This is a genomic window from Thauera sp. 2A1 (assembly GCF_009469595.2).
GTDB lineage: Bacteria > Pseudomonadota > Gammaproteobacteria > Burkholderiales > Rhodocyclaceae > Thauera.
In genome coordinates this window covers 72,468-94,892 of sequence record NZ_SSXV01000003.1, presented here as the reverse complement: position 1 = coordinate 94,892, position 22,425 = coordinate 72,468, and the positions used below count along the sequence as shown (strand labels likewise).

Below are 22,425 nucleotides of genomic sequence, written 5' to 3'. Positions count from 1 at the left end.
AACAAGAAGGAGTCTCATGATGAAGAAGCTCGCCCTCGCGTCCCTCGTCGCCACGCTGCTTTCCGCGCCCGTCCTTGCCGATGTCACGGTGAGCGACCCCTGGGTGCGTGCGACCGTCCCGTCGCAGAAGGCGACGGGCGCCTTCATGCAGCTCACCGCCGACGCCAACTCGCGCCTGGTCGCGGCGCGCTCGCCGGTGGCCGGCGTGGTGGAGATCCACGAGATGGGCATGGCGGGCGGCGTCATGAAGATGAGCCCCATCCCCGGGCTCGACCTGCCCGCGGGCAAGGCCGTCGAACTCAAGCCCGGTGGCTACCACGTGATGCTGATGGATCTGAAAGGCCAGGTGAAGGAAGGCGACAAGGTGCCGCTGACCCTCGTCATCGAGGGCAAGGACGGCAAGCAGCAGATGCTGGAGATCAGCGCTCCGGTCCGGCCGCTGAATGCGCCGGCCGCCAGCAAGCCGATGGAGCATGGCGCGCACTGACGGCCGCTCATGAGCGGGCGTGGCCGGCGGTAGCCGGCGACAATGTCCCGATCACGGCGCCGGCGGTGACGATCACGATGCCGGCGCCGACGGCGAGCGAGATCGCTTCGTCGAGCAGCAGGTAGCCGGCGACGGCCGAAACCGCCGGCACCAGTGCCAGCGCCATCGACGCGCGGCTGGCCCCGATCTTCTGGTTTGCATAGCTGTAGAGGCCGCCGGCGACCAGCGCGGCGATGATGCCCTGATACACGCCCTGCAGCAGCAGCGCGCTCCACGGCGCGTGCTGCAGCGTCGACGGCAATCCCATCAGGTAGATCGGCAGGTAGGCGACGAAGGAAAAACTGGCGATGCCGAAGATCGCCGTCTGCGGCTGCAGCCGCCAGCGCCGCATCAACAGGCCGAACACCGCCCACGACAGCGCCGCAGCCAGGAACAGCAGGTCGCCCAGCCATTCATCACCTTTCCTGGTTGCGAACAGGCTCTCGGAGCCGATCAGGACCAGGCCGCATGTCGTCAGCAGCAGCGCACCCACCGGCCTGCCGCCGAGGCGAATGCCGGTGGTGAGTGCGAGCAGGATCGCCGTCCAGAACGGGATGCCGCCATTGACGAACACGCCGGCATGAGCGCTCGGCGCGTACACGAAGCCCGAGTAGACCAGCAGTGCATAGGCGAGTCCGCCCACCGCAGCCAGGATTGCGTAACGCGGCCATTCGCCCGGCTTCGTCCGGCGCAGGAAGAAGGGCAGCGCGATCGCGCCGGAGATACCGAAGCGCAGCGCGGCGAGATCGAAAGGTGTGAACGCGCCGGTGCTGCCGAAACGCGAGACGATGTTGAAGCCCGACCAGCAGCAGACGACGACCGCCGCCGCGAGCACGCCCTTCCATGTGTCCGATAGTTGCGCGCCGGTGCGCGCTTCTTCCTTGCCGCCGCTCATGCCCTTCCCCTGGATTCCTTCGCCCATTCCGCTCGTCCCGAGACGAGTGCCCAATGGTTCCGCGGTTGGATTCCGCGGCGGCGGCCTTGCCGGCCAAGCGAAGGCGGGGATGGTAACAGTTGGCGCAACGGTCCAGAAACCGCGACCGCTGCGCCCGGGGGAGATGCTCAGAACACCTTCAGCAGGCGCAGGTTCAGGCGGCTGTCTTCCTTCGGTCCATTGTCGACCGAGATGTCCCTGCCGACGTTGGCGATCACCTGCACGGTCGGTTCGACGAACCACGCTGCGCCGATGGTGAACTTCGAGCGATTGCTCTCATCGTCCTGGCGCACGCCGCCGAGCTTGGTCTCGCCACCCCAGTCGCGCGACAGGCTGGCACGCACATCGAATGCGTCGGTGACGTGGTAGCGCAGCCAGGCCTGCGCCTGGTAGCTGACCGCCTTCTTCAACGTGTCTCCGGCCACATTCGCGTTCTTGTTGTCGCCGTAGAGGGTGGCGTCGGCGATGAGGTCCACCGTCAGCTTGTCGGTGAGGCGGTTGATGTAGCCGAACTGCAGGATGTGGCCGTAGCGGTCGGCGCCGATGTTGAGCGCGCGGTCGCGGTCGTATCCGCCGGTGGGGGCCGACAGGAAGTAGGTGAAGCCGAAGTATTCGCCCTTCTTCGGATCGTTCTTGAGCCACAGCGTGGCGCCGAGCAGGGTGTCGCCCAGGCCGCTGGGGCTGTTCACCCCGGCGTCGGCCAGCGCGCCGCGGGTGTCGATGTTGACGTACGGCACGATGATCTGCGGATCGATGATGTAGTCACCGATCTTGGTGAAATGCACATAGCGCAGCAGGGCGGCGTCAGTGCGCAGCGCCCCCGCGCCCTTGTGCCCGTCGGCGTAAAGGTGATCGACTTCAGCGTGCTGGTAGTACAGCAGCGCGAGGTTGGTGCCCTCGGGCAGCGCGGTGTAGTCACCGGCATCCACATCGAGCGCGCTGGCAGCGCCGGATACGCAAAGCGTGGCGAGCGCGGCAGCGAGGTGGGTACGGCGGATCGGTCCTGTCATCGTTTTGTCTCCTAGGTTCATGGTTGGTGGGTACGACGGTTGCGGGGCTGCGGAGCTGGCGCGCCGGTTGTGGCCGACGTCATGCCAATGCGTGAACGTCATGCCCTCAGGGCGTGGCCAGCGTCAGGCCCTGGGCGGCGAAGAGCCGCGCGAGCTCGCCGGAGCGCTGCAACTCGCCCAGCGCACGGCCCAGCGCCTCGGCCAGCGGCTTGGCCTCGGCCTTGACCGCCATGCCGAGCGGCCACTGGGCGACGCGCAGCTCGGGCAGCGCGACGCGGTCGAGCACTAGGCGGCTGCTGTCGCCGAGGGCGGCCTGCAACTCGGTGTGGGTACCGAGCACGGCGGCGATCTCGCCGCGCTTGAGCGCCTCGACCGCGAGTGCGGGCGTGCGGAAGTGGCGCACGTGCTCCCGCAGGCGGCCGTTCAGCACCTGCATCAGGAAGTCGCTGGCGTGGCTGTCGACCTCGGCGCCGATCAGCTCGCGCGTGAAGACCTCCAGCCCGTTCGCGGCCGACCCCGCCACCGGCGGCACCCGCGCCGGATCGCGCGCCACCGCCATGGTCTCGAGGTGATAGGGGCCGAAGATCGCCACCTTGTCGTTCTGCGCGGCAAAGCGGGCGTCGACCGGGACATGCAGCATCAGGTCGGCAGGACGTGTGCCAAGGTAATGCCCGCGCCAGACCATGTTGCGCAAGTCGTCGTTCATGTCCTCGCCGGGCTGGAACTCGACGAACTCGGCGCGCAGGCCGAGCTTCTCGGCGAGCGCCTTGCCCAGCGCGACATCGATGCCCTTGCCCTTCTGCGAGTACGGCGGAAAGTCCGCATACACAGCGATGCGCAGCGCGCCAGGCTGCTGGGTCTCGGGGAGGCTGTCGGCGGCGATGGCGCGCGCGACGCCAGGCAGGGCGGCCTGGGCGATCAGCGCGCCCACCCCGAACAGCACGCGGCGGCGATCATTCCACATGGACGGTCTCCAGCCAGGCGCGGATGGCCCACATGGCCTCCTGGGTCAGCGTGCCTTCGAAGGGCGGCATGTACACCGCGCCGTTGCGGGTCACGCCGTGCCGGATGCGGCCGATGAAGTACTCGTCGCCCTCGTCTCCGGCGGGCAGCATGCGCAGGTCAGGGGCGATGCCGCCCGATACCGCTCCGATGCCGTGGCAGCGCGCGCAGTTCTGGTTGAACGCCGAGCTGCCGATGCGGATGGCTTCGTCGTTCTTGCGGTAGGGGTTCTTCTCGACCCAGCCCTCGGTGATCGCTTTCAGCGCCGAGGTGTCGACCGCCTGGGGCGTCACGTCACCATGCGCCTGGGCGAGGCCGGCGGCCGCGCCCAGGGAGGCTGCGATCGCGGCGACGCGCAGGGCGCGGTTGAGAGTCTCCTTCATCATCATGTCTTCCACCTTTTTTCTGTCGAGTCGTTTGATCGGCTGCGTGCCTGTTGCGCTTGCAGGCGGGCTGCGGAGCCGGTGGACAGGCGGAGTGCAAGCGGTGTGCCACACGCCGCACAGCGGGGCGGGTGATACGCCCCGATCCCGCTGCCGATGCAGGAATGGCGCGCGCCGGGCGGCGCCCGTGCTGCGCCGGAACGAGTACGCGGAGTGCTCCAGAATGCGTGCGCTTTGTGGAGCAGCAGCCTGCTCGTGCAGCGAAAGGAGCAGCGCTGGAGCAAGGCGGCGGGACTGCTCCAGCCAACGCGCAGCAACCGCTGCGATCTGGAGTGCTCCAAAAGGCGAGCGCAAAAATTCTGGAGCAGTCGCGTTTCAAGCAAGCTATTGAATGAACGAATAAAAGCAGCTTTGGCATGCCTTCTGCTGTAGGTGGCCTGCGGCGGCAGTACGCCCCGAGACACCATCAAACCAGGAGACACACCATGCTTTACGCGATGCCCGGCCACGCTGACGCCAAGGTCCAGTTCAAGAGCCACTACGACAACTTCATCGGCGGCAAATGGGTGGCGCCGGTCAAGGGCGAGTATTTCGACGTCGTGACCCCGATTTCCGGCGGCAAATACACCAAGGCCGCGCGCTCGACGGCGGAGGACATCGAGCTGGCGCTGGACGCCGCCCACGCCGCGTTCACGACGTGGGGCAAGACTTCGCCGACCGATCGCGCCAACCTGCTGCTCAAGATCGCCGACCGCATCGAGCAGAACCTCGAAGTGCTCGCCTACGCCGAAACGGTGGACAACGGCAAGGCGATCCGCGAGACGCTCAATGCCGACATCCCGCTAGCGGTCGATCACTTCCGCTACTTTGCCGGCTGCCTGCGCTCGCAGGAGGGCGGCATCTCGGAGATCGACGGGAACACCGTTGCCTATCACTTCCACGAGCCGCTGGGCGTCGTGGGCCAGATCATCCCGTGGAACTTCCCGATCCTGATGGCCGCCTGGAAGCTGGCGCCGGCCATCGGCGCCGGCAACTGCGTGGTGCTCAAGCCGGCCGAATCCACCCCGATCTCGATCCTGATCCTGGCCGAGCTGATCGCCGACCTGCTGCCGCCGGGCGTGCTCAACATCGTCAATGGCTTCGGCCGTGAAGCCGGCATGCCGCTCGCCACCAGCAAGCGCATCGCCAAGATCGCCTTCACCGGCTCGACTTCCACCGGCCGCGTGATCGCCCAGGCCGCCGCCAACAACCTGATCCCGGCCACGCTGGAGCTGGGCGGCAAGTCGCCCAACATCTTCTTCGCCGACGTGATGGACAAGGACGACGCCTTCCTCGACAAGGCGATCGAAGGCATGGTGCTGTTTGCCTTCAACCAGGGCGAGGTGTGCACCTGCCCGTCCCGTGCGCTGATCCAGGAATCGATCTACGACCGCTTCATCGAGCGCGTGCTGCAGCGCGTGGCCGCCATCAAGCAGGGCCATCCGCTCGACACCGACTCGATGATGGGTGCGCAGGCTTCGCGCGAGCAGATGAGCAAGATCCAGTCCTATCTCGAGCTGGGCAAGCAGGAGGGCGCGCAGTGCCTGATCGGCGGTGAGCGCGCGCAACTCGGCGGCGACCTGGCCGACGGCTACTACATCCAGCCGACCTTGTTCAAGGGCCACAACAAGATGCGCATCTTCCAGGAGGAGATCTTCGGGCCGGTGCTCGCAGTAACCACCTTCAAGGACGAGGCCGAGGCGCTGGAGATTGCCAACGACACGCTCTATGGCCTGGGCGCCGGCGTGTGGAGCCGCAATGGCAACGTCGCCTACCGCATGGGGCGCGCCATCCAGGCCGGTCGCGTATGGACGAACTGCTATCACGCCTACCCGGCGCACGCAGCCTTCGGCGGCTACAAGGAGTCGGGCATCGGCCGGGAAACGCACAAGGTCATGCTGGACCATTACCAGCAGACCAAGAACCTGCTCGTGAGCTACAGCGAGAACAAGCTGGGCTTCTTCTGAGCGACGTCTCTTCTCTCTCCTAGCCCGGTCTCCGGGCTCCTCACCGGGGGCGGGCGGCCGCCCCCGTTTTTTCCATTTGTGGAGGGAAAGCAATGGTGCAACGCGTCATCGCCACGCCGGCTGCGCTCGAACTGATCGAGTCCTTGAAGGCGCAACACGGTCCCGCTCTGCTCTTCCATCAGTCCGGCGGCTGCTGCGACAACAGCGCCGCCAACTGCTACCTGCCCAGCGACCTGACGATCGGAGCCTATGACGTGCGTCTGGGCGAGATCGGCGGCGTGCCCTTCTACATCAGCGCCTCCCAGTACCAGTACTGGAAGCACACCCAGTTGATCATCGACGTGGTCGAAGGCCACGGCGGCACCTTTTCGCTGGAAGGCAACACCGGCAAGGCCTTCCTCACCCGCTCGCGGCTGTTCGAGGACGCCGAGATGGCGGAGGTGGAGGAGGAAGATCGCGCCGCTGGGCGATAGTCATCTCCTATGCCAACCGGGCTGCGCTCATGACGCCTCGAATTCCCCTGTATGGATGGCAGGCGTTTTGCTTTAATACCAACAAGAAGCCGGATGCGACATTGATGGAACAATCCGGTCCCGAGGAGCGCCCAGAGGGCAGGGGGGCAGTGCTTGACGTGCAAAAAAAGAGCACGCCCACCGGAGTTGGAGACGAGAAGATGGGTCAGACCCTCGCGCGCAGCGAGCAGGCGGCGGAGCTTGCCATGCTGCGGAGGAAGTTTTTCGAGATGGGCGAGGTGCCGGACAAGGGCCTGCCCGAGCCGGTGATCCGCTCGTGGCGCCGTTGCCGGCGCGATGGCCTGGACGAGCGCGCCTCGGGACGCCTCGACAATGTCAGCCGCAGCGAATTTTCCGTGGCGCGCGAGCGCAGCGGCCTGCTGCTGAGCCACGCCAGCGGCGTGATGGAACATCTGTTCGAACAGATCCGCTCGTCGGGCAGCATGGTGGTGCTGTCGGACGCCGAGGGGCTCATCCTGCATGCGCTGGGCGACCCGACCTTCGTCGATCGTGCCGGCCGCGTTGCGCTGCAGCCCGGCGCCGACTGGAGCGAGCGCCAGCGCGGCACCAATGCGGTGGGCTCGGCGCTGGTCGAGCGCCGGCCGGTCGAGATCTTCGGCGGGGAGCACTACCTCGAGCGCAACAACATCCTGACCTGCAGCGCCGCGCCCATCTTCGATCCGCGCGGCGAGATGCTCGGCGTGCTCGACATCTCCGGCGATCACCGCAGCTATCAGCCGCACACCCTGGGCTTGGCGCGGGTCGGCGTACGGCTGCTCGAGCGCAGCCTGTTCGAGAGCGAGCACGCGCGCCATGTGCTGTTTGCCTTCCATCCGCGCCCGGAAGGGGTGGGTGGGCTGCAGGAGGGTCTGCTGGCGGTGTCGGCGGACGGCGAGATCGTCGGTGTGGACCGCCAGGCACGCACGCTGCTGGGCATTGCCGATGCGCACCGTGGCGGCTTCGGCGGCTTCGCCAACCTGTTCCGCAATTCCTTCGGCGCAGCGATGGATCGCGCGGCGCGCGACCCTGTGGGATTGCTGGAACTCGAGCTGCGCGCCGGCGGTGCCGTGTTTGCGCGGCCGCGGGTGAGCCTGGCGTGGTACGCGGCCGCGAGTCCGGTGCGCAGCGCGCCGCGTTCGTCGCGCCGCAGCGCCGGCGAGCCCGCGCGCAAGGCGGCCAAACCCGGCACGATCACGCTCGACAGCCTGTCCACCGGCGACGCCACGTTGCAGTTCGCGCTCGACCGCGCCGGCAAGGTAGTGGGCAAGAACATCCCGCTGCTGGTCCAGGGCGAGTCCGGGGTGGGCAAGGAGTTGTTCGCACAGGCCTGCCACAACAGCGGCCCGCGTGCTGCCGGGCCGTTCGTGGCGCTCAACTGCGCGGCGATTCCGGAAAACCTGATCGAGTCCGAACTGTTCGGCTACACCGGCGGTGCATTCACCGGTGCACGCCGCGAAGGCGCGGTGGGGCGCATCCAGCAGGCGCATGGCGGCACGCTGTTTCTCGACGAGATCGGCGACATGCCGCTGGCGATGCAGGCGCGGCTGCTGCGCGTGTTGCAGGAGCGCCGCGTGCTGCCGATCGGCGCGAGCGAAGCGGTGCCGGTGGACATCGCCCTCGTCTGCGCCACGCACCGGGTGCTGAGCGAGGAGGTGAAGTCCGGGCGTTTCCGCGAAGATCTCTACTACCGCGTCAATGGCCTGACCGTGCATCTGCCGCCGCTGCGCGAGCGCACCGACATCCGCTGCATCGTCATGAAACTGATCGAGGAGGAAGCGACCGATCGAGCGCCGGGCAGTGTGCAGGTGGGCGAGGACGTGATGCACTTCATCGAGAGCTACCCCTGGCCGGGCAACATCCGCCAGTTGCAGAACGTGCTGCGCGTGGCGCTGGCGCTGCTCGATGACGACGAGGACGAGATCCGCCCCCACCACCTGCCCGAGGAGATCTTCAGCAGCGACGTGTCGGTGCATGACAAGCGGTCCGCGCCTGCGGCACCGCTGCCGGCCCCGGCTGAGCCCGCGGCGGCGCCGCGGCGTGGGCGCAAGCTGAAGGAGTTTCAGGCCGACGTGATCCAGCGCGCGCTGGACGAGGTGGACGGCAACGTGTCAGCAGCAGCGCGGCAGCTTGGCATCAGCCGCAACACGCTGTATCGCAAGCTGGGCTACAAGTTCTGAGATGCGGAGCCCGGGCATGGAGCGCCGCGTTTAGCTTCGGGGCGGCCGATCGCTTAGAATCGCGCCTTTCCCAAGCAAGACGCAGAATTCCCCATGTCCGCCAGCACCGCATCACGTCCCGTCCGCACCCGCTTCGCGCCCAGCCCCACCGGCTACCTGCATATCGGCGGTGCGCGCACGGCCCTGTTCTCGTGGGCTTACGCCCGCCGTCATGGTGGCACCTTCATCCTGCGCATCGAGGATACCGACGTGGCCCGCTCCACCCCGGAGGCGGTGCAGGCCATCATCGACGGCATGAACTGGCTCGGTCTCAAGGAGGACGAAGGCCCGTTCTACCAGATGCGCCGCATGGATCGCTACAAGGAAGTGATCCAGCAGATGCTGGCGGCGGGCACCGCCTACCACTGCTACATGTCGTCCGAAGAGCTCGAGCAGATCCGCGAGGCGCAGCGCGCACGCGGCGAGAAGCCGCGTTACGACGGGCGCTGGCGCCCCGAGCCTGGCAAGACGCTGTCGCCCGTTCCTGCCGGTGTGCAGCCGGTGGTGCGCTTCCGCAACCCGACCGAGGGCGTGGTGGCGTGGGACGACCTGGTCAAGGGGCGCATCGAGATCGCCAACGCCGAGCTCGACGACTTCATCATCGCCCGCGCCGACGGCACGCCGACCTACAACTTCTGCGTGGTGGTGGACGACTGGGACATGGAAATCAGCCATGTCATCCGCGGCGACGATCATGTGAACAACACGCCGCGGCAGATCAACGTCCTGCGCGCACTCGGTGCCGACGTGCCGATGTACGCGCACCTGTCGATGATCCTCGGCGACGACGGCACCAAGCTGTCCAAGCGCCACGGTGCGGTCAGCGTGATGCAATACCACGAGGAAGGCTACCTGCCCGAGGCGGTGGTGAACTACCTCGCGCGCCTGGGCTGGAGCCACGGCGACGACGAGATCTTCAGCCGCGAGCAGTTCGTGGAGTGGTTCGACCTCGACCACATCACACCGTCTGCGGCGCAGTTCAACACCGAGAAGCTGAACTGGCTCAACGCGCAGTACATCAGGAAGACCGACAACGCCTGGCTGGCCGCGGACGTCGCCAGCCGGCTGGCGCATCGCGAGGTCAATCCGGAGGCCGGGCCGGCGCTCGAAGCGGTCGTCGCCCTCTACAAGGATCGTGCGAGCAACCTCAACGAGCTGGCCGATGCGGCCGAACTGTTTTGCGCCGACGTACATCCGGCGCCGGAAGTGATCGCCCAGCACCTGACCGAAACCGCCAAGGCGGCCCTGTCCAGTCTGCGCGCGCGGCTGGAGCAAGCGAGCTGGGACAAGGCGGCGCTGTCGCAGGCGATCAAGGACACCATGGCGGAGCACGGGTTGAAGATGCCGCAGGTGGCGATTCCGCTGCGGGTCGCGGTGCTGGGGGTGCCGCAGACGCCGGCGATCGACGCGGTGCTCGAAGTGCTCGGCCGCGAACGCGTGCTGGCACGCCTGGCACGCCATCTGTGAGCGCAGCGCCCCTTGCACAGTGGGGGGCGGAAAAGACAAAAGCCCCGTGAGGGGCTTTTGTCCATTTGTTATGGCGGCAAGGTATCGCTCAGGATCCCGGCGCGTCCGTCTCCTTCACTCCTGAATCTTCAGTCGACCGCTTCAGGCGGACTTGCGCGCCGGCGTCTTGCCAGCCTTCGCGGCCGACGAGAAATCGAAGGCGCCGGCGGGGGCGAGCTTGGTGACGGTGTCGAGCAGCGACTGCACCGACTGGGCGTATTCGCTTGCGTGGCGTGCGTTGACTTCGGCGACGTCGGCTTGCGTCCTGGCGCAGATCTCGTTGACGCTGCGCAGGTAGCTGGCGGCCTTCTCGAAGCCTTCGCCGCTCGCGGTGACGCGGTTGGAGAGCTGGTCCTTGATGTCCTCGCCGGTCAGCGGAGCCACATTGGTCGAGGCGAACTCGCAGGCGCTGCGGGCGGCTTCGATGTTCAGGCCCATGAGTTGCTCGGAAGCGTTCAGCACGATGTCCGCGAGCGCGACGAAATGCTGGATGCTGGTGTTGGCGGTGTCGGTGATTTGCTGGACGGAGGGCAGGGAATTCATGGCGCGGCCTCGATTACCGGGTGAGAAAGATAGATTTCTTGAATGGCGCCCATGCTAAGCGAGCATGGGGCGTCCGCAAATACCGCGGACGGTGTGTTCGGACTACCCATATACCGGTAGGGATGGTCGAGGGGCGTGGCCGTCGAGCGGCAGCGGGAAGGCTCAGTTCGACACTGAGGTGATGCCGTTGCGGATGGCGTAGCGGGTGAGATCGGCGACGCTGTGCAGGTCCAGCTTGCGCATGATGTTGCGCCGATGCACCTCGACGGTGGAGGCCGCCACGTGCAATCGCTCGGCAATCCGTACCGAGGTGTGACCCTCGGCGATCAGTTGCAGCACCTGCCGCTCGCGGGCCGAGATGCGCGGCGCGGCGGTCGCCATCTGCATGTTCTCCATCAGCGCGCTGGTCACCGTCGCCGCCACGTCGGGGCAGAGGTAGCTGCGGCCCCTGCGGACGGTCTGGATGGCCCGGATCAGCTCGTCGCCGGCTTCGGCCTTGGTCACGTAGCCGGTGGCCCCGGCGTTCAGCATGTCCATCACGAACTGGCGGTCCGAGAACGCCGACAGGCCGATGACCTTGATGCCGGGCTGGATGGCGAGCAGCCGGCGGGTCGCCTCGATGCCGTTCATGCCCGGCATGCCGATATCGATGCAGACGACGTCGGCCTGCACTTGGCGCACGATGTCGAGCAATTCATCGCCGCTGCTCGCCTCGGCGACAACGGTCATGCGTTTGTCCTTTTCCAGGAGCGCGCGCAGGGCGTGGCGGAACATCTGGTGATCGTCGGCGAGGATGAGTCGGACCATCATGGCGCATCCTCGTGCAGATCGAAGGAAATGCGGATCTCGGTGCCCTTGCCCGGGTGCGACGACAAGCTGAAGCGGCCACCGACGAACTCGGCGCGCTCGCGCATGGTGATCAGCCCGAGTCCCACCGCGCTACCCGGCTCGGTCAGCATCGAGGGTTCGAAGCCGATGCCGTCGTCAGCGATGCGCAGCTCGAGCGCATTGCCGTCCTGTGCGAGGCTGACGCGAACACAGCCGGCGGAGGCATGCTTGGCGCAGTTGGTCAGCGCCTCCTGCACGATGCGGAACAGCACTGATTGCAGCTCCGGCGCCAAGGGCACACCGAAGTCGTCGATGGCGAGCTCGACCTCGATGCCGCTGCGCTGGCTGAACAGGTAGGTGTAGTCCTGCAGTGCGGGCAGCAGGCCGGCGTGGTCCAGCGTGGCAGGGCGCATCTCGGTCGAGATCTCGCGGATGCCGGCAGTGGTGTCGGCCAGCAGGCCGCGAATGTCGTCCAGCAGGGGTTCGACCTCGGCCAGCACGTCGGGCGGCAAGGCGCTGGCGAGGTTGGAGAAGGTCAGTTGCAGGGCGGCCAGGTTGGGGCTCGCGCGCTCGTGCAGCTCGCTGGCGAGCCTGCGCCGCTCGCGCTCCTGCACCATCACCAGGCGTCGCGACAATTCGGCGACATGGCCGAGCTGCTTGCTGCGTTCCAGCTCCAGCACCCTGCGCTCGGTGATGTCCTGCACCGTGCCGAACAGCTTGCAGGTGCGGCCGCTGGAATCGGCAACCGGCACGATCACCGTCGCGTGATGGCGGATCGCACCGGAGGGCAGGCGCACCTCCTGCTCCAGCGTGCAGCGCTCACCGGTATCGATTGCGCGCCAGAAGGCGCTGCGCGTCTGTTCCAGCGATTCGGGCGTGTAGTAGCACATCGCCTCGTTCAGATCGGGCACGCCCAGCGATTCCGGGCGGTCGAACAGGCGGAAGACTTCGCGCGACCATTTCATCTGCGCGCTGTCGCGGTCGAGCTCCCAACTGCCGACCTGGCACAGCGTCTGCGCTTCCTCCAGGCGTCGTTCGCTGGCGCGCAAGGCGGCCTCGATGGTCTTGTGTTCGGTGATGTCCTGCGCGATCCCGATCACCTTGACGACACGGCCGGCATCGTCGCGCTCGGCCTCACCCTGCACCATGAACCAGCAGTGTTCGCCATCCCGGCGTCTGATTTCTACATCGAGCTGGAAAGGCTCACCGGTGGTGATCGTCCGTTCCAGCGCGGCATCGAATCGTCTCCAGCTTTCGGCTGTGTGCATGCCGGCACGTTGCGACGGCGAAGGCATCCGATCCTCAGCCTGGAAACCGAGGAGCTCGGCGATCTCCAGTGACCAGATCATCCTTCCGTCATCGACAAGGTATTCCCAATGGCCAAGCCGCGCGAGGCGATGCGCGTCGCTCAGCAGTCGCGCCTTGTGCCAGAGCTTCTCCTTCAGGCGGAAACATTCGGCGATGTCGAGCGTGCCGATGCCATCCGGCTCGGCGAGATTGGGCAGCTTCAGGAACTGCCACGCATCCAGGTTGATTGCTCTCACACAGCAGCTCGACGGGTCCGACGGGCTTTCGTCCTTCATGGTCATCTCGTTTGCTGAATCCTCGCGCAGGCGTCTGGAGCGCGTCCACGCGCGAATTCTTCATGCCAATCGGCAACGGCATTGTCCGCCGTTGCTAGGCTTATGAACTGATTCTAGTTCAAACGCGAACACCTCTCGACTGCGCGCCGCGCGGCGCGGGCGGCTGGAGAGCGCACCGTCTTTCAATTCTCGGCGCGGATGCGGGCCGCCGGGCGAAGCAGATAGCGCGCCGGATCCACCGCGTCCGCCAGTTCCTGCTCGAGCGGCGACGGGTCGCCGTGCAGACGCGCGGCGAGCATTTCCGCCAGCAGCGCCGACCATACCAGGCCGCGGGCGCCATAGCCGGAGACCGCATACAGCCCGGGCTGGCGTGGGATGTCGGCCAGCGGCATGGCATCCGCGACCGGCGCCGGCACAGGCACCGCACCCACCATGGGCAGGCGATCGGGCGAGGCTGGACGGAAGCCGACGCGGCCCTGCATGCCATGGTCCGGCAGGGAGGCGGTGTAGCCCGGCAGGATCGCCTCCAGCCTGGCCAGATTGGCCGCGTGGTCGGCCGTGCGCAGTTCGGGATCGTCGTCGTCCACATCAAAACTCGCCCCGGCGCAGCGCAGGCCATCCACCGCCGGGCTGACATAGCCGCCGCGGCAGACGACGACCCGCGGCGCACTGCCCTCGGTGGCCGGCAGCAGGGCCACCTGGCCGCGCGCGCTCACCACCGGCAGCGCGGCGGCCTCGGGAAAACCACGGATCAGGCTGCCGGCAGCGAGGATGGTGACCGGCGCCCGTGCGATCGCCACGCCATGGTCGTCGATGGCCGTCCAGCCCTCGTCCGCGCGTTGCAGGCGCGCGACGCGGCGTCCGAAATGGGTGCGGATGAGTGCCGGATGGGCGGCGAGGTTGGCCGCGCACAGGCTGGGTGGCTGCACCCAGCCGCTGTCGCCGAACCACCAGCCGCCCTGTGGCAGCGGCCAGCCAGCAAGCGCGGAGGCCTGCGCGACATCGACGAAGCGAAGATGCGAGGCTGGCTGTGCCAGCCGCTCCACCACTGCCTGCATCTTGGCCAGTTGTGTCGCATCGCGCGCCAGATGCAATACGCCGCAGCGTTCGGCACGCACCGCCAGGCCCTGCGCCTGCAGCCGGGCGATGTGCCGCCAGCCGTACAGCGTGCCGGCGCGTGTCAGGCGGCCCATGCGGTTGTCGTCCAGGCTGGGCAACGGACGCAGCACGCCGGCGTGGTTGCCGGATGCACCCTGTCCGGCCGTCGCCGCCGCATCCACCACATCCACGCGCCAGCCGCGCGCCGCCAGCCGCTCGGCCACTGCGCTGCCGGCGAGTCCGGCACCGATCACCAGCGCGTGGCGCACCTGCGCCGATGGCGCGGGGCTGGCGTCGATTTCCGCTGCGCCGCTGCGCCGGCCGCGCAGCATCTGCCGCTTGCCGCCGAAGCCCGGCGCCTTGCCAATCTCGAAGCCGGCGCGGCGCAAGCCCTCACGCACTTCGCCGGCCACCGACCAGGTCGCCAGGGTGGCGCCCGCTGCGCTGCGTCGAGCGAGCAGGTGGAACACACGCGCCGACCACAGGTCCGGATTGCGTGCCGGCGAGAAGCCGTCCAGATAAAGCGCGTCGGCATGGACGTCCAGTTGTGCAAGCCCGTCGCGCGCATCGCCGAACCAGAGCGTGAGGGTGACCCGGCCTTCATCGAGATGCAGCCGGTGTGCGCCGGGCGTCTGCGGCGGCCAGGCGGCACGCAGTTCCGATGCCAGCGCCGCGAATTCGGGCCAGCGCGCGTGCAGCCGCGCAAGGTCATCGACGGTGAAGGGATGCAGTTCGAAGGACACGTAGTGCAGCCGCGCGCAGCGCTGCGCGTCGCGTCGCCAGGCGTCCCAGGTGGCGAGAAAGTTCAGGCCCAGGCCGAAGCCGGTTTCGAGCACGACGAAGCGCTCGCGACCCGCCCAGCGCTGCGGCAGCTCGTTGCCGGCAAGGAAGACGTGGTGTGCCTGCCCAAGCCCGCCGTCGCTGGAGTGATAGACGTCGTCAAAAATCTCGGAATACGGGGTGCCGTCGGCGGCGTAGGCAAGGCGGGCCGGAGTAATTGGCATGGTGCGGGAGGGAAGGGGCTCTCAATGCGCGGCGGAGCGGCCGGGCAGCAGGCGGCGGACCAGGCTCACCACGGCGAGGATCAGTGCGCCCGCCACGATGCCGATGCCGGCATTGAGCAGGGCGGGCGTCAGCGCCTCGGCAATGGTGCCGACGGCGGGCAGGGTGCCGGCATCTTCGGCCACGCCCTGGATCCAGTGGTGCATCACGCCCACCCCGTGGGTCAGGATGCCGCCGCCGACCAGGAACATGGCGGCGGTGCCCGCCACCGCCAGTGCCTTCATCAACCACGGCGCCGCTGCCAGGATGGCGTGCCCGAGCCGGCGCTGAAAATCGGCCCATGCGTCACCCCGGGCGCGGCTGAGGTGCAGCCCGGCGTCATCGAGCTTGACGATGCCGGCCACCAGGCCATAGACGCCGATGGTCATGATGATCGCGACGCCGCTCAGCACGGTGACCTGGGTCATGAAGGCCTTGTCGGCGACCGTGCCGAGCGTGATCGCGATGATCTCGGCCGACAGGATGAAATCGGTACGCACCGCGCCTGCGACCTTGTCCTTTTCGAGGGCCACCAGGTCTATGGCCGGATCGCTCACTGCCTCGACCAGGCGGGCATGTTCGGCATCATCCTCGTCCTTGCCGTGCAGGAAGCGGTGCGCGAGCTTCTCGAAGCCCTCGAAGCACAGGAAGGCGCCACCCAGCATCAGCAGCGGCACCACTGCCCATGGCGCCAGCGCGCTGATCAGCAAGGCGGCAGGCACCAGGATGGCCTTGTTGCGCATCGAACCTTTCGCCACCGCCCACACCACCGGCAATTCCCGCTCCGCTTTCACGCCGGCGACCTGCTGCGCGTTGAGGGCGAGGTCGTCGCCGAGCACGCCGGCGGTCTTCTTGGCGGCGACCTTGGTGAGCACGGCAACATCATCGAGGATGCTGGCGATGTCGTCGATGAGGGCGAGCAGGCTGGCTCCGGCCATTGGGATACCTTGTTGCGGGTGGAGCGCCGGGGCGGCGCGGCGCGCTATGTTAGCGCGTCGGCGTGGTACCTGACTGCACCTGCAGCAGCGTTCCCGGCGCCGGCCACACTCCGCGTGCAATCGCGCGCCGGCCGTCGAAGACCAGCCAGCTCTGCGCGCCGTAATGCGGCAGGGGGCGCGCAAGGGCGCGCAAGGCGTCGGCATCGACGGCGGAGATCACCGCCAGTGGCACCCCGTCCGCCACGGCCGTCGTCCACACCTGCGCGCTGCCGCGGGCGGCCACTTCCGACGGCCGGGACGGTGCCCCGATGCGCGCGAGCGCCGCGTCTACGTCCGCCGGCCGGCCGACGACGAGCACCGGTGCCGTGCCCGCACGCGCCTCGCCTGGCGGGATGAGGGTGGCGGGTCGTTCAAACAGGCTCCGTGCGGCATCGACCGCCGCGCCGCGAAACGCGGCATCGTCCGACAAGATGGTCAGCCGCGGCGCCGGTGCGACGATCCATTGCCGCAGGATGGGCGGCAGTTGTGAGGCATCCAGCGTGCGCCAGACGCGCATGTCAGGGTCCAGGCGCACGCCGGCGGGCGGGCTGTCGAGCACCAGCTCCACGTCGGTGCGTGGGCCGGCGAGGTCCACCCAGCGCAGTTCGGAGCGGGACGCGTGCGCGATCTCCAGCGGCAAGCGCAGGGCGTACGCCGGGCCAGCCTGCTCGATCGTCACGAGCAGGCGAATTCTGTGTGGGCCAGTGGCACTTGCGGACGTGGCGCGGACGATGCGCACCTGCGGTGCGCCGGCGCGCTCCAGCCATTGCGCGAAGAAGGCCTGCAGCGAGCGACCGGACGCCTGCTCGAAGGCGGCCTGCAGCGCGTCCCAGCTCGCCGTGCGAAAGCGCTGGTGCTGCCAGAACAGGGCGACGCCGCGCGCGAAGGCGTCCGCGCCGATGGTATCGCGCAGCATGACGAAGAGCATCGCCGCCTTGCCGTAGCCGATGGCAGCCTCGCTGCCGTGGGTCCGGGCGCGGAAATCGCGCAGCGTCGGCTGACCGTCGCGCGGCAGGGCAGCGAAGTCGCGCAGCCAGCCGAGCCGCATCTCGCGGGCGGCGGCGGGCGAATCGTCTTCCTTGAAGGCGTAGTCCGCCATGAAGGTGGTGAGCCCTTCCGACCAGTTGCCGCGTGCGTAGTCGACGAACACGCCATTGCCCCACCAGTTGTGCAGGATCTCGTGGCCGAGCGAGGTGGCGCGGATGAAGGGCAGGGGCAGGATGTCGGCGCCGAGGTAGGTCAGCGTGGCCATGCCGAAGCCGGTGGGGAGCGGGCTGGCCACCACCGAGAATTCCGAGTACGGATACGGGCCGATGAGGCGCGCGTAGCGCTCGAGGTAACGCGCGCTGTCCGTGAGATAGCCATCCGCCAGGCCTGGCGCTGCATCGAGGGTGGCCGGGAAGTAGGTGCGCAGCCGGATTGGCTCGCCTGCGCCACGCGGCATCAGTCGTTCGCGGACCTGCCACGGGCCGGCCATGAGGTCCACGCCATCGGCCGGGTGCGGAAAGTCGAAGCTTGCGCGATAGCGCCCCGTGCCGTCGGCTGGCGCGGTTTCTTGTTCGAGGCGCCCCGGAACCACCGCGCGCTGTCCGGCAGGCACGGACACTCGCACGCGGTAGGCGAAGCGTTCGGCAGGCTGCGGGTACCAGCCGCTGCCGGCGGACAGGAAGCTGCCTTCCGGGGCGCTCATCGGCGGCAGCGCCTGCAGCACCTCGCGGTGGTCCAGCCTCGCGGCCAGCGGCGGCAACACGCCGCCGTAGACGAGACGCACCGGAGCGCTTCCGGCGAGGGGCACGCGCCAGCCCTGCAGGCCATGCCGCCGCGTGGTGGCGGTGACGGGGATGGATTCCCCGGCGCTGGATGCCGATTCGATACGCAGGGAAGGATGCAGCGCGAAATCGAAATCGCGGGCCGGCGGAGCGATTTGCGGACGGACATCGGCGACGACGTCCAGCCGGCGCGTGGCGGGGTCCAGTGTGACGTCCAGTTGCAGCGCCGGGGCGGCGGCCTGGGCGCGCGCAGCGCCCGGCAAGGCGACGATCAGCACGAAGGCCGTGATGGCGACGGCCATTGGGGCGAGCAGGGCCGACATCCACATGCTGGCGTCGGCAATCGCCGCCAGGGGGGCGGCCGCCGTGGCGGCGCGGCGCATGGGCTGGAGCACCGGTGCGTCAGCCGCGCGCTGGAAAGCGCACCACCAGCTCGAGGAGCTCGCTGTCGCGCCTGACGCGCATTGGCAGCCAGGTGCCTGCGGGCTGATTCTTCACCGCGGCGACGACGGCGGCGGCCTTGCTGATCGGCGCTCCGGCAAGTTCGACGATAAGGTCTCCGGCACGAACACCGCTCTGCTCTGCCAGGCTGCCGGGTGACACTTCGATGACGTGCACACCGCGCTCGCTTTCGCTGAGGCTGACGCCCAGCCGCGGCTGCTCCGGTGCCGACGCCTGCGGCGGCACCGAGAACACGGCATCGGCGAGGCCTGGCCGGATCTCGGCACATGGCGTGTCGCTCGCCACCGGCAGCAGGGTCGCGATCCGCGTCACGCCCAGATCGCGCAACTGATGCGCGACACCGTAGCCATTGCGCAGGTGGCCGCTGCCGATGATGCCGACCACCAGCGGCCGCGGGCCCGGCAGAGCGTTGAGGCGGCGCGCCAGCACCTCGGCCATGGCCCGGTCCCAGGTCGCCTGCGCGTCCACGAAATTGCGGAATGCGGGATCGTTCCGCGATACCGCGGGCCCGCTCTCGCTGCCTCGCATGCGCGCGTGCTCGCGATGCGTCTCGAACAGGTTGTCGACATAGGGCGGAGGTGGCGCAGCCGGGCGCGATACCCCCTCGCGCTCGGTCAGGGGGACTGCGTCGCTCCCCTTGCTGGCGATGCTTCGGATCAGCTTGCGTTCGACATTGAGCGCCACCATCGGGATGCGGTTGATGCGGGCGAATTCGAACAAGGGCAGGTAGAGCTCGGCGGGCATGCCCCACACCTTGTTCCATTCGACCCTGTCGAGGAATTCGGCGGCAGTCAGCTCACCGTTGACCCAGCGATCGAGCACCGGCTGCACACGGCGCGGAAAGGCCTCGAAACCGATCACGATGTCGGTGCGCATGGCGGCGAGTGCCGCAATGGTCTGCAATTGCCAGCGATGGTCGTCGGTCTTGTCGTGCTGTTCGCCCAGCAGGATCACGTCGCGCTCGGCCAGCCGCGGCAAAACGCTCTGCGCGGTGGCCTGGCGTGGCGTGACATCACCCAGCCAGGTCCAGTTGCCGGGCTTCAGGCAGGCGGACGTGACGGGCGGCAGTGCCGGCTCGGCGGCGATGGCTGACGGCGCGGCTTGCAGCAGGAGCCAGGCCGCCAGCGGCCCGAGCACGGTGCGTGAGAGGGAGTGCATGTCGGCGTGCGGTTGCAATCTGGTTTGGCAGACAGTCTGCGCATAGAGCGACGCCGCGGGGCGGAGTTCCGGAGGCTGGCCGTTCGACGTGCCGGTGCCCGGCGTCGCCGGTTCACGGGAACCGATTTGGGCAGGGGCTAGTCTGTTGAAAGTGGCTACCATAAAATCTCGAGAAATTTTCCGCGCCGATCCGACCTTCCCGGCTTGATCCGGCCGTCAGGGACGCGCACTCCCCCACAGTCACGGAGAGACTTTCATGTTCGGACTCACGGCACTGGAGCTTGCACGCATCCAGTTCGCTTTCACGGTCTCCTTCCACATCCTTTTTCCTGCCATCACGATCGGGCTGGCGGCCTACCTGGTCGTGCTCGAGGGCTTGTGGCTGCGCACGAAGCAGACGCTCTACCGCGATTTGTACCACTTCTGGTCGAAGGCCTTCGCGCTCAATTTCGGCATGGGTGTCGTGTCCGGTCTGGTGATGTCCTACCAGTTCGGCACCAACTGGAGCTTCTTCTCCGACTTTGCGGGCGGCATCACCGGCCCGCTGCTCGCCTACGAGGTGCTGACCGCCTTCTTCCTGGAGGCCGGCTTCCTCGGCGTGATGCTGTTCGGCTGGAACCGGGTCGGGCCGGGCCTGCACTTCTTCTCCACCCTGATGGTATCGATCGGCACGCTGATCTCGACGACCTGGATTCTTGCTTCCAATAGCTGGATGCAGACGCCGGCGGGCTTCGAGATCGTCGACGGGCGTGCGGTGCCAATCGACTGGCTGGCGGTGATCTTCAACCCGTCGTTCCCGTACCGCCTGCTGCACATGTCGGTTGCCGCTTTCCTGGCGACCGCGCTGTTCGTGGCGGCCTCGGCGGCCTGGCATCTGCTGCGCGGCCGGGACAATCCGGCGATCCGCAAGATGCTGTCGATGGCGATGTGGATGCTGGTGATCGTCGCGCCGATTCAGGCGGTGATCGGCGACTTCCACGGCCTCAACACCCTGAAGCACCAGCCGGCCAAGATCGCCGCGATGGAAGGGCACTGGGAGAATCATCCGGGCGAAGGGGTACCCTTGGTCGTGTTCGCACTCCCGGACCAGCAGCGCGAGGAAAACCGCTTCGCGATCGAGATCCCGCGCCTGGGCAGCCTGATCCTGACGCACAGTTGGGACGGTCAGTTTCCGGGCTTGAAGGAGTTCCCGCCCGAGAATCGGCCGCCGGTCGCGGTGGTGTTCTGGTCCTTCCGCATCATGGTGGGCCTGGGTGTGCTGATGATCCTGCTCGGCGCATGGGGGCTGCTGCTGCGCAGAGGCGAAGCCCTCTACCGGTCTCGACCCTTTCTGCGCGCGACCCTGCTGATGGGCCCGACCGGCCTCATCGCGATCATCGCCGGCTGGTTCACCACCGAGGTGGGGCGTCAGCCATGGGTCGTGTATGGCCTGCAGCGCACTGCGGACGCGGTGTCCAACCATGGCGTGCTGCCGCTGGCGATTTCGCTGCTGCTGTTCATCGTCGTGTATTTCACGGTGTTCGGCGTCGGCATCGCCTACATGCTGCGCCTGGTGCGCAAGGGACCGGTGATGCACGAGGGCGATACCGGCCTCGTCGGCGGACCGGGACATGAACGCCAGCAGATGCGGCCGCTGTCGGCCGCGACCGACGACGACCTGCGCACTACTGCAGCGAGGAGCTGAAACCATGGGCATCGATCTTTCCCTGATCTGGATCCTGATCATCTTTTTCGGCGTCATGATGTACGTCGTCATGGACGGCTTCGACCTGGGCATCGGCATCCTCTTTCCGTTCGCCCCGGACCGCCATGACCGCGACGTGATGATGAACACCGTCGCCCCTGTGTGGGACGGCAACGAGACCTGGCTGATCCTCGGCGGGGCCGGCTTGCTGGCGGCGTTCCCGCTGGTGTATTCGGTCGTTCTCAGTGCGCTCTACCTGCCGCTGATCTTCATGCTGCTCGGGCTCATCCTGCGCGGTGTGGCCTTTGAATTCCGCTTCAAGGCGCACGACCACGAGCGTCACTTCTGGGACAAGGCCTTCATCGTCGGCTCGATCGCTGCCGCCTTCTTCCAGGGCGTTGCGCTGGGGGCCTACATCGAGGGCATCCCGGTGGTGAATCGCGCCTTCGCCGGCGGTGCCTTCGACTGGTTCGCACCGTTCCCGCTCTTCACCGGACTGGGCGTCGTCGCGGTGTATGCGATGCTCGGCAGCACCTGGCTGATCATGAAGACGGAAGGGCCGCTGCAGGCGCGAATGATCCAGCTCAGCCGGCCGCTGATCGGGCTGCTGATCGCGTTCATCGTCGCCGTCAGCATCTGGACACCGCTCGCGCACGCATCGATCGCGCAGCGCTGGTTCTCGTGGCCGAACATGCTGTGGTTCGCACCGGTTCCGCTGCTGGTGCTGTTCTTCACCGTGCAACTGCTGCGTTCGCTGCGCGGTGAACCGCATGTGGCGCCTTTCGTGTATGTGCTCGGGCTGGTCTTCCTCGGCTACACCGGCCTGGCGATCAGCGTGTGGCCGATGATCATCCCGCCGGACATCAGCATCTGGCAGGCCGCCGCGCCGCCGCAGAGCCAGGCGTTCATCCTGGTGGGCGCGCTGTTCATCATCCCCTTCATCCTGATGTACACCGCCTGGTCGTACTACGTGTTCCGCGGCAAGGTCCGCGCGGGGGAGGGCTATCACTGATGAACGTGAGTCATGGGCGGGACTTCCCGCCACGTCGTCCTTCCCCCGCATGGCGCCACCTCGCCTGGTTCGGCGGCCTGTGGGCGGCGGGCGTGCTGGTGGTGGGGCTGGCTGCCATGCTGCTGCGCCTGCTGATGCGGGTGTTCGGGTTGACGACCGGCTGAGGAACGGAGGC

The 22,425-nt window shown here is 67.7% G+C and carries 19 protein-coding genes; 8 read left to right on the top strand and 11 right to left on the bottom strand.

Annotated elements, in window-relative coordinates; all coding sequences use genetic code 11:
• The first annotated feature begins 16 nt into the window (after nt 1–16).
• Complete coding sequence (locus GH664_RS04035; RefSeq protein ID WP_301334035.1) at nt 17–487, top strand: copper chaperone PCu(A)C; 471 nt, start codon at nt 17–19, stop codon at nt 485–487.
• A 7-nt stretch (nt 488–494) separates the two neighbouring features.
• Here the strand turns inward: GH664_RS04035 and GH664_RS04030 are convergent, their stop codons facing one another.
• From GH664_RS04030 to pedF, 4 genes are all read right to left on the bottom strand, one after another.
• Nucleotides 495–1,448 carry a DMT family transporter gene (locus tag GH664_RS04030; RefSeq protein ID WP_228111373.1) on the bottom strand — a complete coding sequence of 318 codons (954 nt, stop codon included), beginning with the start codon at nt 1,446–1,448 and terminating at the stop codon, nt 495–497.
• Nucleotides 1,449–1,588: 140 nt separating this feature from the next.
• Nucleotides 1,589–2,470: a transporter gene (locus GH664_RS04025; protein WP_153166848.1), complete on the bottom strand. Its 882-nt coding sequence runs from the start codon at nt 2,468–2,470 to the stop codon at nt 1,589–1,591.
• Nucleotides 2,471–2,576: 106 nt separating this feature from the next.
• Nucleotides 2,577–3,434: an ABC transporter substrate-binding protein gene (locus GH664_RS04020; RefSeq protein WP_153166847.1), complete on the bottom strand. Its 858-nt coding sequence runs from the start codon at nt 3,432–3,434 to the stop codon at nt 2,577–2,579.
• The gene (gene pedF / locus GH664_RS04015; RefSeq protein ID WP_256219455.1) at nt 3,424–3,861 is read right to left on the bottom strand and encodes a cytochrome c-550 PedF; all 438 of its coding nucleotides are present in this window, start codon (nt 3,859–3,861) and stop codon (nt 3,424–3,426) included. The genes GH664_RS04020 and pedF overlap by 11 nt, the downstream gene beginning before the upstream one ends.
• A 479-nt stretch (nt 3,862–4,340) precedes the next feature.
• Here pedF and adh point away from each other — a divergent pair, with 479 nt between their 5' ends.
• The 4 genes from adh to gltX all read left to right on the top strand — a co-directional run bounded on the left by adh (nt 4,341) and on the right by gltX (nt 10,056).
• On the top strand, nt 4,341–5,861 hold the full coding sequence (adh, locus tag GH664_RS04010) for an aldehyde dehydrogenase (protein WP_153166846.1): 1,521 nt from the start codon (nt 4,341–4,343) through the stop codon (nt 5,859–5,861).
• 92 nt (nt 5,862–5,953) lie between these two features.
• The gene (locus tag GH664_RS04005) at nt 5,954–6,334 is read left to right on the top strand and encodes a DUF779 domain-containing protein (RefSeq protein ID WP_153166845.1); all 381 of its coding nucleotides are present in this window, start codon (nt 5,954–5,956) and stop codon (nt 6,332–6,334) included.
• 200 nt (nt 6,335–6,534) lie between these two features.
• Nucleotides 6,535–8,550 carry a sigma-54-dependent Fis family transcriptional regulator gene (locus tag GH664_RS04000; protein WP_153166844.1) on the top strand — a complete coding sequence of 672 codons (2,016 nt, stop codon included), beginning with the start codon at nt 6,535–6,537 and terminating at the stop codon, nt 8,548–8,550.
• 93 nt (nt 8,551–8,643) lie between these two features.
• The gene (gltX, locus tag GH664_RS03995) at nt 8,644–10,056 is read left to right on the top strand and encodes a glutamate--tRNA ligase (RefSeq protein ID WP_153166843.1); all 1,413 of its coding nucleotides are present in this window, start codon (nt 8,644–8,646) and stop codon (nt 10,054–10,056) included.
• Nucleotides 10,057–10,197: 141 nt separating this feature from the next.
• On the opposite strand, the gene GH664_RS03990 is transcribed toward gltX, so the two are convergent.
• The 7 genes from GH664_RS03990 to GH664_RS03960 all read right to left on the bottom strand — a co-directional run bounded on the left by GH664_RS03990 (nt 10,198) and on the right by GH664_RS03960 (nt 19,554).
• Nucleotides 10,198–10,638, bottom strand: a complete 441-nt coding sequence (locus GH664_RS03990) for a phasin family protein (protein WP_153166842.1) — start codon at nt 10,636–10,638, stop codon at nt 10,198–10,200.
• A 162-nt stretch (nt 10,639–10,800) separates the two neighbouring features.
• Nucleotides 10,801–11,448, bottom strand: a complete 648-nt coding sequence (locus GH664_RS03985) for a response regulator transcription factor (protein ID WP_153166841.1) — start codon at nt 11,446–11,448, stop codon at nt 10,801–10,803.
• Nucleotides 11,445–13,049 (bottom strand): PAS domain-containing protein, encoded by a 1,605-nt coding sequence (locus GH664_RS03980; protein ID WP_194270324.1) that lies wholly within the window; start codon nt 13,047–13,049, stop codon nt 11,445–11,447. The genes GH664_RS03985 and GH664_RS03980 overlap by 4 nt, the downstream gene beginning before the upstream one ends.
• A 182-nt stretch (nt 13,050–13,231) precedes the next feature.
• A complete protein-coding gene (gene mnmC, locus GH664_RS03975; protein WP_153166839.1) occupies nt 13,232–15,151 on the bottom strand; it encodes a bifunctional tRNA (5-methylaminomethyl-2-thiouridine)(34)-methyltransferase MnmD/FAD-dependent 5-carboxymethylaminomethyl-2-thiouridine(34) oxidoreductase MnmC in 1,920 nt (639 codons plus the stop codon).
• A 21-nt stretch (nt 15,152–15,172) separates the two neighbouring features.
• Nucleotides 15,173–16,126: a DUF808 domain-containing protein gene (locus GH664_RS03970; protein ID WP_153166838.1), complete on the bottom strand. Its 954-nt coding sequence runs from the start codon at nt 16,124–16,126 to the stop codon at nt 15,173–15,175.
• A 49-nt stretch (nt 16,127–16,175) separates the two neighbouring features.
• Entirely contained in the window at nt 16,176–18,317 is a 2,142-nt protein-coding gene (locus GH664_RS03965; RefSeq protein ID WP_228111372.1) for a M1 family metallopeptidase, read from the bottom strand.
• Nucleotides 18,318–18,336: 19 nt separating this feature from the next.
• Nucleotides 18,337–19,554: a ChaN family lipoprotein gene (locus tag GH664_RS03960; RefSeq protein WP_153166837.1), complete on the bottom strand. Its 1,218-nt coding sequence runs from the start codon at nt 19,552–19,554 to the stop codon at nt 18,337–18,339.
• Between the two features lie 256 nt (nt 19,555–19,810).
• On the opposite strand from GH664_RS03960, the gene GH664_RS03955 reads away from it, so the two are divergent.
• From GH664_RS03955 to GH664_RS03945, 3 genes are read left to right on the top strand one after another with little or no spacing between them, the layout of a single operon-like run.
• Entirely contained in the window at nt 19,811–21,238 is a 1,428-nt protein-coding gene (locus tag GH664_RS03955) for a cytochrome ubiquinol oxidase subunit I (RefSeq protein WP_153166836.1), read from the top strand.
• A 4-nt stretch (nt 21,239–21,242) separates the two neighbouring features.
• Complete coding sequence (cydB, locus tag GH664_RS03950) at nt 21,243–22,250, top strand: cytochrome d ubiquinol oxidase subunit II (RefSeq protein ID WP_153166835.1); 1,008 nt, start codon at nt 21,243–21,245, stop codon at nt 22,248–22,250.
• Nucleotides 22,250–22,414, top strand: a complete 165-nt coding sequence (locus GH664_RS03945; RefSeq protein ID WP_153166834.1) for a DUF2474 family protein — start codon at nt 22,250–22,252, stop codon at nt 22,412–22,414. Before cydB ends, GH664_RS03945 begins: the two co-directional genes overlap by 1 nt.
• Nucleotides 22,415–22,425 lie beyond the last annotated feature (11 nt).